11 protein-coding genes are annotated in these 13,199 nt (G+C 61.7%); 8 read left to right on the top strand and 3 right to left on the bottom strand.

Annotated features, from left to right (window positions below; all coding sequences use genetic code 11):
• Positions 1-50 precede the first annotated feature (50 nt).
• The gene (locus AB7933_RS31040) at positions 51-995 is read right to left on the bottom strand and encodes a choline ABC transporter substrate-binding protein (RefSeq protein WP_024077815.1); all 945 of its coding nucleotides are present in this window, start codon (positions 993-995) and stop codon (positions 51-53) included.
• A gap of 193 nt (positions 996-1,188) precedes the next feature.
• Here AB7933_RS31040 and AB7933_RS31035 point away from each other — a divergent pair, with 193 nt between their 5' ends.
• Together AB7933_RS31035 and AB7933_RS31030 are read left to right on the top strand one after the other, a co-directional pair.
• On the top strand, positions 1,189-2,133 hold the full coding sequence (locus tag AB7933_RS31035) for a GlxA family transcriptional regulator (RefSeq protein ID WP_024077814.1): 945 nt from the start codon (positions 1,189-1,191) through the stop codon (positions 2,131-2,133).
• A gap of 68 nt (positions 2,134-2,201) precedes the next feature.
• Entirely contained in the window at positions 2,202-3,380 is a 1,179-nt protein-coding gene (locus tag AB7933_RS31030; protein ID WP_024077813.1) for an AAA family ATPase, read from the top strand.
• 124 nt (positions 3,381-3,504) lie between these two features.
• Here the strand turns inward: AB7933_RS31030 and AB7933_RS31025 are convergent, their stop codons facing one another.
• Both AB7933_RS31025 and AB7933_RS31020 read right to left on the bottom strand, forming a co-directional pair.
• Positions 3,505-3,921, bottom strand: coding sequence for a DUF3010 family protein (locus tag AB7933_RS31025; RefSeq protein WP_024077812.1), 417 nt, complete (start codon positions 3,919-3,921; stop codon positions 3,505-3,507).
• 39 nt (positions 3,922-3,960) lie between these two features.
• Positions 3,961-4,362, bottom strand: coding sequence for a lysozyme inhibitor LprI family protein (locus tag AB7933_RS31020; protein ID WP_024077811.1), 402 nt, complete (start codon positions 4,360-4,362; stop codon positions 3,961-3,963).
• 219 nt (positions 4,363-4,581) lie between these two features.
• Here AB7933_RS31020 and AB7933_RS31015 point away from each other — a divergent pair, with 219 nt between their 5' ends.
• The 6 genes from AB7933_RS31015 (at position 4,582) to AB7933_RS30990 (ending at position 12,333) form a co-directional block, all read left to right on the top strand.
• Positions 4,582-5,559, top strand: a complete 978-nt coding sequence (locus tag AB7933_RS31015; RefSeq protein ID WP_024077810.1) for a dipeptidase — start codon at positions 4,582-4,584, stop codon at positions 5,557-5,559.
• A 51-nt stretch (positions 5,560-5,610) separates the two neighbouring features.
• Positions 5,611-6,141: a 4-vinyl reductase gene (locus AB7933_RS31010; protein ID WP_024077809.1), complete on the top strand. Its 531-nt coding sequence runs from the start codon at positions 5,611-5,613 to the stop codon at positions 6,139-6,141.
• 15 nt (positions 6,142-6,156) lie between these two features.
• Complete coding sequence (dgcA, locus tag AB7933_RS31005) at positions 6,157-8,217, top strand: dimethylglycine demethylation protein DgcA (RefSeq protein ID WP_024077808.1); 2,061 nt, start codon at positions 6,157-6,159, stop codon at positions 8,215-8,217.
• Positions 8,218-8,388: 171 nt separating this feature from the next.
• Positions 8,389-10,332, top strand: a complete 1,944-nt coding sequence (gene dgcB, locus AB7933_RS31000; protein WP_024077807.1) for a dimethylglycine demethylation protein DgcB — start codon at positions 8,389-8,391, stop codon at positions 10,330-10,332.
• Entirely contained in the window at positions 10,332-11,552 is a 1,221-nt protein-coding gene (locus tag AB7933_RS30995; protein ID WP_024077806.1) for an electron transfer flavoprotein subunit alpha/FixB family protein, read from the top strand. The genes dgcB and AB7933_RS30995 overlap by 1 nt, the downstream gene beginning before the upstream one ends.
• A 10-nt stretch (positions 11,553-11,562) precedes the next feature.
• A complete protein-coding gene (locus AB7933_RS30990) occupies positions 11,563-12,333 on the top strand; it encodes an electron transfer flavoprotein subunit beta (protein ID WP_024077805.1) in 771 nt (256 codons plus the stop codon).
• Positions 12,334-13,199: the final 866 nt, after the last annotated feature.

Here is a 13,199-nt window from a genome sequence, read left to right as displayed (position 1 = left end):
GACGCCGTTCGCGGCCAGGGATGACCGCGACGCGGGGAGTCCAAAAAAGGTTATTTGCTGGTCAATTGCAGGTTGGCGGCGGCCGGTTTGCCGTCGAAGGTGGTCACGCCTTCAAGCCAGCGCTGCTGGTCCTGCGGGTGATCCTTGAGCCACTGTTTGGCGGACTCCAGAGCGTCCTTGTGATCCAGCAGCGGCTGCATCATCCGGCTCTCGTCGGCGGCGGTGAAGGTCAGGTTGCTCAGCAGCTTGTGCACGTTGGGGCACTGCTCGGCGTAGGTCGGCGAGGTGACGGTCCAGACGGTGGCCATGCCTTCGTTCGGGCCCAGGGCGTCCTCGCTGCCGGTCAGGTAGGTCATTGCCACGTTGACGTTCATCGGGTGCGGCGCCCAGCCGAAAAACACCACGGCTTCCTTGCGGCGCACGGCGCGGTCCACGGCGGCGAGCATGCCGGCTTCGCTGGACTCCACCAACTGGAACTTGCCCAGGCCGAACTGGTTCTTGGCGATCATCGCCTTGATCTGGGTATTGGCGCCCGAGCCAGGTTCGATGCCGTAGATCTTGCCACCCAGTTCTTTCTCGAACTTGGCGATATCGGCGAAGGTTTTCAGGCCCTTGTCCGCCAGGTAAGTCGGCACGGCGAGGGTGGCGCGGGCATCTTCCAGGCTCGGTTTGTCGAGGACCTTGACCTGCTTGGCGTTGACGAACGGTGTGATGGTCTGGGTCATCAGCGGGTTCCAGTAGCCGAGAAACAGGTCCAGGCGCTGGTCGCGGATGCCGGCGAAGATGATTTGCTGGGAGGCGCTGGTTTGCTTGGTCTTATAGCCGAGGCCGTCGAGCAATACCTGGGTCATGGCGCTGGTGGCGATGACATCGGTCCAGTTCACCACGCCCATGCGCACGTTCTGGCAGGACGCCGCGTCGGCGGCCAGGACATTGGTGCTCAAGAGGGCGCTGGCACTGAGTGCGAGTACGCAACGGCTGATCAGTCGATTCATGGTGGATCCCTCGGCAGGTCGTTATTGTGGGGGCCGGCGTCTTTGTGCGCCGTGGGATCACGTTACGCAGCTTGGAGGGCGGCAAAACGCACGGCGGCGACTCACTCTTGCACTGCAGCGACCTGCCCCCTTGAATCCACCCGAGAACGGGAGTATCACAGTGCCACGCTGCCCGTCCGACGAGAGCGCCACCATGTCCCAGGATTTCTACTTTTTGCTGATGCCGGGCTTTTCGGCCATCGGTTTTATTTCGGCGCTTGAACCGTTGCGCGTGGCCAACCGCTTTCGTGGCGAGTTGTACCGCTGGCACGTATTGAGCGCCGATGGCGGCGCGGTGCTGGCGAGTAATGGCATGTCGGTCAACGCCGACGCCGCGCTGGAACCGTTGAAGAAGGGCGCCACCTTGATGGTGGTCGCCGGCTTCGAACCGCTCCAGTTCGCCACGCCCGCCCTGGAGCACTGGCTGCGCCGCCTCGACCACGACGGCGTCACCCTTGGCGCCATCGACACCGGCGCCTGTGTTCTCGCCGAGGCGGGCCTGCTCGACGGCCATCGCCTGACCCTGCACTGGGAAGCCATTGATGCCTTCAAGGAATCGTATCCGCACCTGAGCGTGACCCAGGAGCTGTTCGAGATCGACCGACGCCGCATCACCTGCGCCGGCGGCACTGCATCCATCGACCTGATGCTCGACCTGATCGCCCAGGCCCACGGCCCGGACCTGGCCATCCAGGTCTCCGAACAATTCGTGCTCGGGCGCATTCGCCCACGCAAAGACCACCAGCGCATGCAGATCGCCACGCGCTACGGCATCAACAACAAGAAGCTGGTGCATGTGATCGGCGAGATGGAGCAGCACACCGAGCCGCCCCTGAGTACCTTGGCCCTGGCTGACACGATCAAGGTCACCCGGCGCCAGTTGGAACGCTTGTTTCGCCTGCATTTGAACGACACGCCGAGCAACTTCTACCTGGGCCTGCGCCTGGAAAAAGCCCGGCAGTTGCTGCGCCAGAGCGACATGAGCGTGCTGGAGGTGAGCATTGCCTGCGGGTTTGAGTCGCCGTCGTATTTCACCAGGAGTTATCGGGCCAGGTTTGCCAAGTGTCCGAGGGAGGATCGGCGACGGGAGGTGGTTTGACGGGCAATTATAGTCAATTATACTCGTTACTATAATTTATAGTCCTTTACATAATTGAGTATAAAACCATGCCCAAGCACAGCGGCTTTGTGTTTCGCCGCCCCACCCTGGCACGCAGTATTGCCGATGGCCTGGTGGGGGCCGGTATTCAGGATTTCACCTCTGGCCTGTTTCTCGCGGCGCCCCGTCGCACCGGCAAAAGCACCTTTCTGCGCGAAGACTTGATTCCGGAATGTCAGCTCCGGGGCTGGCTGACGGTGTATGTGGATCTCTGGGCTGACAAAGAGAAAGATCCTGCAGAGTTGATTGCCAGTGCTATTGCGGCTGCTCTGGTTCCCTATGAAAAGGGCATTCGCAAACTGGCCAAGAACATCGGCATCGAGAAACTGAGCTTTCTGCGTACGCTCTCCTGGGATTTTACCAAGCCACAATTGCCTGTCGGGGCGACGCTGACCCAAGCGTTGGAATTGCTCCACAGCGCTGCTGAAAAACCCGTTGTGCTGGTGATTGACGAAGCGCAGCACGCATTAACCACCGAGTCGGGTATCAATGCGATGTTCGCGTTGAAGGCTGCCCGGGATCAGCTCAACCAAGGCCGTGATGAGGAGGGCAGCGGCTTGCGCCTGGTGTTTACCGGCTCCAACCGCGACAAGCTGGCTCACTTGGTGCTCGGCAAAAGCCAGCCGTTCTTCGGCTCCAGCATCACGCCGTTCCCCTTGCTCGGCAAAGAGTTCACCCAGGCGTACACCGTGCACCTCAACGCTCATTTGGCGCAAACCAATCAGTTCAACCCTGCCGACATTGATGAGGCGTTTGAGCTGGTAGGCCGGCGCCCCGAGATGTTGCGTACGATCATCGGTGAAGTCGCGTTGGAGTTAGGCGAGGCCAGTAACCTCGGCCAACTCCTGCACAGCCGCGCCGAGCTGTTGCGCGCGGGTGTATGGACCGAGTTCGAAAGCGCCTGGAACGCCCTGACCATCCCGCAGCGCGCCGTGCTGGAGGTGATGGTGGAGCGCTCTCAAAACAACGAACCCTTCGCGCCATTTACCGACAGCACCCTCACGGCTGTCAGCAAGGCGCTGGAAGATATGGGCAGCGACGTGGTACCGGGTACCCAGACCATCCAGGCCTGCATCGATGCCCTGCGCGACAAGGAACTGGTGTGGAAGTCGAGCCGGGGCGGGTATGCCCTGGAAGACAAGACATTCGGCGACTGGCTGCGGCACAAGCGCCATGCCCCCCACTAAAGACAACACACATCCCATGTGGGAGGGGGCTTGCCCCCGATGACGGACGGTCAGTTGATACAGCTTTGGCTGACCCACCGCTATCGGGGGCAAGCCCCCTCCCACATGGGGTGTTTGGTGTGGTTTATTTCTTCAGCAGTGCCGAACACGCCGTCTTGAAGGCCTCATGCTGATACTTGTTCAGTGTCGCCGGCAGGTCAAAGTTGTGCTTCTTGTTCTGCGCGTTGATGGTCTGTGGTGACAGCAGCGTCACCTCAACCCCCTCCAGCAGTTGAAACACCCCTTCAATCTTGAACGTGGTCGGGCCGCCGGCGAATTCGCCTTTCTTGCTGCGCTTCTTGATGGCGATGCGCTGGAGGGCGTTTTCCTGCACGAACGCCTTCACCTGGGCGGCGAAGGCTTTGACGTTGGCGGCTTCATCGTCGTCTTCAAGGGCGATTTTCTTGGTGGCCAGGGCGACGTGGGTCAGTGTCTGGTCGTCCAGGGAGGCAATGGCGAAGATCGCTTCGCTGCCTTTGATTTCGATGCCGCAGAGAGTCATGAGTAGCCTTGGTTCAAAGAGAGAGGCAGGGATTGTCGCTTATTCCTGCCCAATCGACTCCAGAAACTCCGACCGCTCATCACTCATCCGCGCCAGGCAATCATTCTGCGCAATTGCATATTCCTTGGTGCCTGTCACCGCCGGGAAGGTATCCACCGCGCAATCGGCGTCACGCAGCTTTTCCCACTTCTGCTGGGCGTCCTTCAGACGAGCGGTAATGTCGGCGAGCTGTGACTTGTTGCGGCCATAGGTCGAACCCATGCGCTCCAGCAGGACCTGGTAGTTATCCTTGAGCAATTGTTCCGCGGTGGTTTTGTTGTAGGTGGCGCATTCCAGGGTTTGCTTGTCGTTTTCGATGCCGTCGCACGGCGTGCTGTCGGTCTCTTCGGCGGCGTGGACGCCGGTTGCGATGAGTGCCAAAGCCAGGAAAATCGATTTCATTGCGCCGTCTCATATCAGTGGATGACCGAATTCTGGCTCAAGCGTAAGACAAAGAACAGCCGCCAGTCAGACACCTCTTAACAGCCTTTGTCGCGGATTGACGCTTTCGGCAATTCCCCTGTCGTTTTTGCACCCGGCTCAGGTTGCCCCTGGGCATATGCTGGCCCCAAAGCGCCGGCAGACGATTCGGCGCATGAATCGCCAATAAGGGGACGCCTGATGAGCCCAGCGCAATTGCACGCCGACAGCATCGTTATCGACGGGCTGATCATTGCCAAGTGGAACCGCGAGCTGTTCGAGGACATGCGCAAAGGTGGCCTGACTGCCGCCAACTGCACCGTGTCGGTGTGGGAAGGGTTCCAGGCCACGATCAACAACATTGTCGCCAGCCAGACCTTGATCCGCGAGAACAGCGACCTGGTGATCCCGGTGAAGACCACCGCCGACATCCGCAAGGCCAAGGAACAGGGCAAGACCGGCATCATCTTCGGCTTCCAGAACGCCCACGCGTTTGAAGACCAGCTCGGCTACGTCGAGATCTTCAAGCAGCTCGGCGTCGGTGTGGTGCAGATGTGCTACAACACCCAGAACCTGGTGGGCACCGGTTGCTACGAGCGCGACGGCGGCCTGTCGGGCTTCGGTCGCGAGATCGTCGCCGAGATGAACCGCGTCGGCATCATGTGCGACCTGTCCCACGTCGGCTCCAAGACCAGCGAAGAAGTCATCCTCGAATCGAAGAAACCGGTGTGCTACTCCCACTGCCTGCCATCGGGCCTTAAGGAGCACCCGCGCAACAAGTCCGATGAAGAGCTGAAGTTCATTGCCGACCACGGCGGTTTTGTCGGTGTGACCATGTTTGCGCCGTTCCTGGCCAAGGGCATTGATTCCACCATCGACGACTACGCCGAAGCGATTGAATACACCATGAACATCGTCGGCGAAGACGCCATCGGCATCGGCACCGACTTCACCCAGGGCCATGGCCAGGATTTCTTCGAAATGCTGACCCATGACAAGGGCTACGCCCGCCGCCTGACCAGCTTCGGCAAGATCATCAACCCGCTGGGCATCCGCACCGTGGGCGAGTTCCCCAACCTCACCGAGACCCTGCTCAAGCGCGGCCACTCTGAGCGTGTGGTGCGCAAGATCATGGGCGAGAACTGGGTCAACGTCTTGAAGGACGTTTGGGGCGAATAAGCCAAACACCCCCGGGCATACCACTACGAATTTTTCTGGAGTTAAGTTTCCATGGCCAAGATCGCCCCGCAATTGCCAATCGAAGTCGACAGCGAAACCGGTGTCTGGACTTCCGACGCCCTGCCGATGCTGTACGTACCGCGCCATTTCTTCGTCAACAACCACATGGGCATCGAAGAAGTGCTGGGCGCCGAAGCCTACGCCGAGATCCTCTACAAGGCCGGCTACAAGTCCGCCTGGCACTGGTGTGAAAAAGAAGCCGAATGCCACGGCCTGGAAGGCGTCGCGGTGTTCGAGCACTACATGAAACGCCTGTCGCAACGCGGCTGGGGCCTGTTCAAGATCCAGGACATCGACCTCGACAAAGGCACCGCCAGCGTCAAGCTGGAACACTCGGCGTTCGTCTACGTGTACGGCAAGGTCGGGCGCAAGGTCGACTACATGTTCACCGGCTGGTTTGCCGGCGCCATGGACCAGATCCTGCAAGCGCGTGGTAGCCAGATTCGCACCGTGGCCGAGCAAGTCTACGGAGGCTCCGAAGAGGGCCACGATGACGGCCTGTTCATCGTCAAGCCGTTGTAAGCCGAGGACCCTGCCATGGCTTTCGAAGCAATGTTCCAGCCGATCCAGATCGGCAAACTGACCATCCGCAACCGCGTGCTCAGTACCGCCCACGCCGAGGTGTATGCCACCGACGGCGGCATGACCACCGACCGCTATGTGAAGTACTACGAAGAGAAAGCCAAGGGCGGTATCGGCCTGGCGATCTGCGGCGGTTCCTCGGTGGTGGCCATCGACAGCCCCCAGGAATGGTGGAGTTCGGTGAACCTGTCCACCGACCGCATCATCCCGCACTTCCAGAACCTGGCCGACGCCATGCACAAGCATGGCGCCAAGATCATGATCCAGATTACCCACATGGGCCGTCGCTCGCGTTGGGACGGCTTTAACTGGCCAACCCTGATGTCGCCGTCCGGCGTGCGCGAGCCGGTGCATCGCGCCACCTGCAAGACCATCGAGCCGGAAGAAATCTGGCGCGTGATCGGCAACTACGCCAGCGCCGCCAAGCGCGCCAAGGCCGGTGGCCTGGACGGGGTGGAACTGTCCGCGGTGCACCAGCACATGATCGACCAGTTCTGGAGCCCACGGGTCAACAAGCGTACCGACGAGTGGGGCGGTACCTTCGAAGGCCGCATGAAATTCGGCCTGGAAGTGCTGAAAGCCGTGCGCGCCGAGGTCGGTGACGACTTCTGCGTGGGCATGCGCCTGTGCGGTGACGAGTTCCACCCGGACGGCCTGTCCCACGAGGACATGAAGCAGATCGCCAAGTATTACGACGACACCGGCATGCTCGATTTCATCGGCGTGGTGGGCTCGGGTTGCGATACCCACAACACCCTGGCCAACGTGATCCCCAACATGAGTTATCCACCGGAGCCGTTCCTGCATTTGGCGGCCGGTATCAAGGAAGTGGTCAAGGTTCCGGTGCTGCACGCGCAGAACATCAAGGACCCGAACCAGGCCACCCGTATCCTCGAAGGCGGCTATGTGGACATGGTCGGCATGACCCGTGCGCACATCGCCGACCCGCACCTGATCGCCAAGATCAAGATGGGCCAGATCGACCAGATCAAACAGTGCGTCGGCGCCAACTATTGCATCGACCGCCAGTACCAGGGCCTGGATGTGCTGTGCATCCAGAACGCCGCGACGTCGCGTGAATACATGGGCGTGCCGCACATCATCGAGAAGTCCACCGGGCCCAAGCGCAAAGTCGTGGTGGTCGGTGCCGGCCCGGCCGGGATGGAGGCCGCGCGCGTGGCTGCCGAACGTGGCCACGACGTGACCCTGCTCGAGAAGAAAGAATTTATCGGCGGGCAAATCACCACCGCCTCCAAGGCTCCGCAGCGCGACCAGATCGCCGGTATCACCCGCTGGTTCCAACTGGAGCTGGCGCGTTTGAAAGTCGACCTGCGCCTGGGGGTTGCCGCTGACGCTGAAACCATTCTGGACCTGCGTCCGGACGTGGTCGTGCTGGCGGTCGGCGGGCATCCGAATGTCGAGCAAAACGAACACTGGGGCGCAGCCGAAGGCCTGGTGGTGAGCAGTTGGGACGTGCTCGACGGCAAGGTGGCGCCGGGCAAGAACGTGCTGGTGTACGACACCATCTGTGAGTTCACCGGCATGTCAGTGGCGGATTTCCTCGCGGACAAAGGCAGCCAGGTTGAGATCGTCACCGACGACATCAAACCCGGCGTGGCCATCGGCGGTACGTCGTTCCCGACCTACTACCGCAGCATGTACCCCAAGGAAGTGATCATGACCGGCGACATGATGCTGGAAAAGGTCTACCGCGAAGGCGACAAGCTGGTGGCGGTGCTGGAGAACGAATACACCGGCGCCAAGGAGGAGCGGGTGGTGGACCAGGTGGTGGTGGAGAACGGTGTCCGTCCGGACGAGGAAATCTACTACGCCCTCAAGCCAGGTTCGCGCAACAAGGGCCAGATCGACGTTGAAGCCCTGTTCGCGATCAAGCCACAGCCGTGCCTGAGCGAGACGGGCGATGGGTACTTGCTGTTCCGCATCGGTGACTGTGTGGCCCAGCGCAATACCCACGCTGCCATCTATGACGCCCTGCGCCTGTGCAAGGATTTCTAAGCCGGCCTTGAACCAATGTGTACTCGGTCCAAGTGTGGGAGGGGGCTTGCCCCCGATAGCGGTGGGTCAGCTACAGCGGTATCAACTGACAGTCCGCCATCGGGAGCAAGCCCCCTCCCACATTCAGGGCCGGTTTCACAGTAGACCTGTGTGGTCTGTGGGAGCTTCACCATGTTGAACACCTTGCTGCCTATTCTTTTGTTTGCCGCCCTGGGCCTCGCCGTCCTCGGCGCCCTGCGCCGGGTGAACATGTGGCGCCGTGGCCGCGCGTCCAAGGTCGACCTGCTGGGCGGCCTGCTGGCCATGCCCAAGCGCTACATGGTCGACCTGCACCACGTGGTTGCCCGCGACAAATACATCGCCAACACCCACGTCGCTACGGCGCTGGGCTTTGTGCTGTCGGCGCTGCTGGCGATCCTGGTGCATGGCTTTGGCCTGCACAATCGCATCCTCGGCTACGCCTTGCTGCTGGCCTCGGTGCTGATGTTTGTCGGCGCCACGTTCGTCTACCTGCGTCGGCGTAACCCACCGTCACGCCTGTCCAAAGGCCCGTGGATGCGTCTGCCGAAGAGCCTGATGGCGTTCTCGGTGAGCTTCTTCCTGGTGACCTTGCCGGTGGCCGGGATCCTGCCTGCCGACTTCGGCGGCTGGCTGCTGGCAGCGCTGCTCAGCGTTGGCGTGCTGTGGGGCGTGTCCGAGATGTTCTTCGGCATGACCTGGGGCGGCCCGATGAAACACGCCTTCGCCGGTGCCCTGCACCTGGCCTGGCACCGCCGCGCCGAGCGTTTTGGCGGTGGTCGATCCACAGGTTTGAAGCCGCTGGACCTGACCGACAAAAGCGCGCCACTGGGCGTGGAAAAACCCAAGGATTTCACCTGGAACCAACTGCTCGGCTTCGACGCCTGTGTGCAGTGCGGCAAGTGCGAAGCCGCGTGCCCGGCATTTGCCGCCGGCCAGCCGCTGAACCCGAAAAAGCTGATCCAGGACATGGTGGTCGGCCTCGCCGGCGGCACCGATGCCGCATTCGCCGGCAGCCCGTATCCCGGTAAGCCGATCGGCGAACACAGCGGTAATCCTCATCAACCGATCGTCAACGGCCTGGTGGACGCCGAGACCCTGTGGTCGTGCACCACCTGCCGCGCCTGCGTGGAAGAGTGCCCGATGATGATCGAGCACGTGGACGCCATCGTCGACATGCGCCGCCACCTCACTCTGGAAAAAGGCGCCACACCGAACAAGGGCGCCGAAGTCCTGGAGAACCTGATCGCCACCGACAACCCGGGCGGCTTTGCCCCGGGCGGGCGCCTGAACTGGGCGGCAGACTTGAACCTGCCGCTGTTCAGTGAAAAAGGCAGCGCCGATGTGCTGTTCTGGGTCGGCGACGGTGCCTTCGACATGCGCAACCAACGGACCTTGCGCGCCTTCGTCAAAGTGCTGAAAGCGGCCAAGGTCGACTTCGCCGTGCTTGGCCTCGAGGAGCGCGACAGTGGCGATGTGGCCCGTCGCCTGGGCGATGAAGCGACCTTCCAGCTGTTGGCCACACGCAATATCCAGACCTTGGCCAAGTACAGCTTCAAGCGCATCGTCACGTGCGACCCGCACAGTTTCCACGTGCTGAAAAACGAATACGGCGCCTTCAACGGTGACTATGTGGTGCAGCATCACAGCACTTACATGGCCGAACTGATCGGCGACGGCGCATTAAGTCTGGGCCAGCACAAGGGCAACAGCGTGACCTATCACGACCCTTGTTACCTCGGCCGCTACAACGGCGAATACGAAGCACCGCGCCAAGTGCTACGGGCGCTGGGGATCGAGGTCAAGGAAATGCAACGCTCGGGCTTCCGTTCACGCTGCTGCGGTGGCGGCGGCGGTGCGCCGATTACGGACATTCCCGGCAAGCAACGTATCCCGGATATGCGCATGGACGACATCCGTGAAACCGGCGCCGAGCTGGTGGCCGTGGGGTGCCCACAGTGCACCGCGATGCTCGAAGGCGTGGTCGAACCGCGCCCACTGATCAAGGACATCGCCGAGTTGGTGGCTGACGCCTTGCTCGAAGATGCCACGCCGGCCAAGGCTCCCATCCCGCGTGAACCTGCGGAGGTGCACTGATGAGCGACATTATCCGCCGCGACCCACGGGCCGAATGGATTGCCCGTAACCGTCTGCACCCGCTGCATGCGGCGATGCAGCCGCTGCAACACAGCTGGATGGGGCCCAACGGCGTCATTCGCAAGAACGTGCACGGTGTCGGTTTTATCGGCCCCAACGGCATCAAGCGCATCGACCGCAGCGGCGCCCAGCAGGGTGGTGCGACCAAGCGTACAGCCGCGGTAGAAGTGCAGTTGCCGTTGCACCAGGTGCCCAGCCCGGCGTTCTACATCAACGTCGTGCCGGACATGGTCGGCGGCCGCCTGAGCAGCCATGACCGAGACCTGCTCGGCCTGGCCCGGCAACTGGCCGGCAGCGACGGCGCGGTACTGGCGGTGGTGTTTGGCGAGCATAAGGAAAGCGCGTTTGCCACGGCCGGTGTCGATCGTCTGCTGGTGCTGGAAGGCCACGAGTTCGACGGTTACTCACCGGAGCAGCGCGTCCAGGGCCTGCGGGCCGTGGATCAGCAGTTCAACCCGCGCCACTGGTTGCTGCCCGACAGCCGCAGTGGTGGCGGCGAACTGGGTCGGCGTTTCGCCGCCAGCCTCAAGGAGCGCCCGGCCACGCGGGTGTGGCAGATCAAGGGGGAGGAATGCATCGGCCGCGCGGGTGCCGGCCAGCAAGACTTGGCTCGACCGCTGCCGCGCCTGATCCTGGCCGCCGCCGAGTGTGCCGATCCGGTCAGCGATACCCGTCACGAAGTGCTGCCGGTAGCGTTATCCACAGCCCTGGCGCGCAGCCTGCCGCGTATCGAGGACCTCGGCGCGGTGGCGGTGGACCCGGCGGCGATTCCCATGGCCGAGGCCGAATTCATCTTCTCCGGCGGCAACGGGGTCAAGGACTGGGCACTCTTCCACCAGACCGCCGCCGCACTGGGCGCGACCGAAGGCGCCTCACGGGTAGCGGTGGATGACGGTTTCATGGCGCGCGACCGCCAGGTGGGCGCCAGCGGCACCTGGGTCACCGCACGGGTCTACGTGGCCGTGGGGATCTCCGGGGCGATCCAGCACCTGCAAGGTATCGGCGCCTGCGACAAAGTGGTGGCGATCAACCTCGACCCGGGCTGCGACATGATCAAGCGCGCCGACCTGTCGGTGATCGGCGAAAGCGCCGCGATACTGCAAGCCTTGATCGACGCGGTCCAGACATACCGCAGCGGCGCCAAGCGCGATGCGGCTTAAGGAAATGGCCATGACGACGAATGTAATCAGCCTGGTGTCCATCGGCGCCCACCCGACCTCCGGCCGGCCGCGCCGCGCCGAACAGGATGCACGCGCTGTGGAACTGGGTTTGCAACTGGCAGGGGATACGTTGCAGGTACTGCATGCCGGCAACATCGCCGAACCCACGTTGCGCAGCTACCTGGGCATGGGGTTGCCGCAACTGCAGGTCCTTGAGCAACCGCTGGGGGCCGACGTGTTGCCGGCGCTCAGCGACTACCTGCGCGACGCGGGGGCACACATCGTGCTGACTGGCAGCCAGGCGGAAACCGGCGAGGGGTCGGGCATGTTGCCGTTCCTGCTCGCCGAGCACCTGGGCTGGCCGTTGATTGTGGGGCTGGCGCAGGTGGAGTCCATCGACGCGGGCGTGGCCCATGTACTGCAAGCCTTGCCCCGCGGCCAACGCCGCCGCTTGAAGGTGCGCCTGCCGTTCCTGGCGACGGTGGATAACGCTGCGCCCAAACCTCGGCAAAGTGCCTACGGCCCTGCGCAACGCGGTGAGCTGGCGGCCCATGAGGTTGAGGTTCAAGAGGATGAGTTATTCGGCAGTGCGCTGTTGCAACCGGCCAAACCTCGGCCCAAGCGGCTCAAGGTGATCAAGGCCAAGAGCGGCGCCGACCGCATGAAGGCCGCCACGGCCAAGGCCAGCGGCGGCGGTGGGCAGGTGCTCAAGGGCGTAAGCGCCGAGGAAGGCGCCCAAGCCATTCTCAAGTTGCTGATCGAAGAAGGCGTGGTGCGTTAACGCATAAACACTGCAAAACAAATGTGGGAGGGGCTTGCCTCCCCTTTTATCTCAAACGACCGCACTTTTGTGGTGAGCGGGCTTGTTGTGGCAAGCCCCAATACCCGTCAGTTAAGCGCCTATCGCCTTCTGTAGGAGCGAGCTTGCTCGCGAAAAACTCACAGGCGCCGTGTTCATTCAGGAAACACGCGTTATCGTTGACGTTTTTCGCGAGCAAGAACTAGGCGTCCCCCTCGCTCCTACAAAAAGCCTTAACTGACTGGCATTGGGGCAAGCCCGCTCGCCACAGGGGTTCCAGTTTGCTGCGCGACAGCGCTAAGTCGGATATTTAGCGGGACCTCCCATTCTCGGTGGACCGCCGTGCAGAACGGCGGAGCATAGGTTTTGCACCTTCATGTAAGACGCGCGCCCCAAACGGCAGTGGAACCTATGGCCAGAAAACTTTGGATTTCTGCTTGGCTCCAAGTTCTCCCGTCCGAGCAGCGTTGACGGCAGAAAAAATTGAAACAGGGCGGTTTTAAAAGTGAAGGGTACAAGGAGGATTGAGTTTTGGCAGAGGCTCAAGAGTTCATATCGGGCGCCTGCGGGTGCGGATCTTCAGGTTGAATAACCAAGAGCCGGTTCTCAATCACTTCTCGCGGTAACAGATAGCTATACCCGTTATTTAAAAAGCGTATTAAAGACTGTTGTTTATAACAGTGGTCTTTCACCTACTTTGGTGCAATTTTGTACTCGTGAAGTTTTAGGGTTCAAGAGGTGTCAAGAAGATGCAATAGGTGTAAATGGCAGGCATGACGCACAACATACCTAGAATTCGTCGCCTTCATCGCTAACGTATGGGTGAAGAGAGAGGTGAGGATGGCGGC

Origin of the sequence: Pseudomonas gorinensis (assembly GCF_042015035.1) — a bacterium.
Taxonomy (GTDB): Bacteria; Pseudomonadota; Gammaproteobacteria; order Pseudomonadales; family Pseudomonadaceae; genus Aquipseudomonas; species Aquipseudomonas gorinensis.
The sequence above is the reverse complement of the archived record's forward strand: the minus strand, read 5'-3'. Positions and strand labels throughout refer to the sequence as shown.

What these genes read in the sequence shown, in the direction of transcription:
- AB7933_RS31040 (WP_024077815.1), bottom strand. Translation starts at nt 995, where the DNA reads ATGAATCGACTGATCAGCCGTTGCGTACTCGCACTCAGTGCCAGCGCC.
- AB7933_RS31035 (WP_024077814.1), top strand. Translation starts at nt 1,189, where the DNA reads ATGTCCCAGGATTTCTACTTTTTGCTGATGCCGGGCTTTTCGGCCATC.
- AB7933_RS31030 (WP_024077813.1), top strand. Translation starts at nt 2,202, where the DNA reads ATGCCCAAGCACAGCGGCTTTGTGTTTCGCCGCCCCACCCTGGCACGC.
- AB7933_RS31025 (WP_024077812.1), bottom strand. Translation starts at nt 3,921, where the DNA reads ATGACTCTCTGCGGCATCGAAATCAAAGGCAGCGAAGCGATCTTCGCC.
- AB7933_RS31020 (WP_024077811.1), bottom strand. Translation starts at nt 4,362, where the DNA reads ATGAAATCGATTTTCCTGGCTTTGGCACTCATCGCAACCGGCGTCCAC.
- AB7933_RS31015 (WP_024077810.1), top strand. Translation starts at nt 4,582, where the DNA reads ATGAGCCCAGCGCAATTGCACGCCGACAGCATCGTTATCGACGGGCTG.
- AB7933_RS31010 (WP_024077809.1), top strand. Translation starts at nt 5,611, where the DNA reads ATGGCCAAGATCGCCCCGCAATTGCCAATCGAAGTCGACAGCGAAACC.
- dgcA (WP_024077808.1), top strand. Translation starts at nt 6,157, where the DNA reads ATGGCTTTCGAAGCAATGTTCCAGCCGATCCAGATCGGCAAACTGACC.
- dgcB (WP_024077807.1), top strand. Translation starts at nt 8,389, where the DNA reads ATGTTGAACACCTTGCTGCCTATTCTTTTGTTTGCCGCCCTGGGCCTC.
- AB7933_RS30995 (WP_024077806.1), top strand. Translation starts at nt 10,332, where the DNA reads ATGAGCGACATTATCCGCCGCGACCCACGGGCCGAATGGATTGCCCGT.
- AB7933_RS30990 (WP_024077805.1), top strand. Translation starts at nt 11,563, where the DNA reads ATGACGACGAATGTAATCAGCCTGGTGTCCATCGGCGCCCACCCGACC.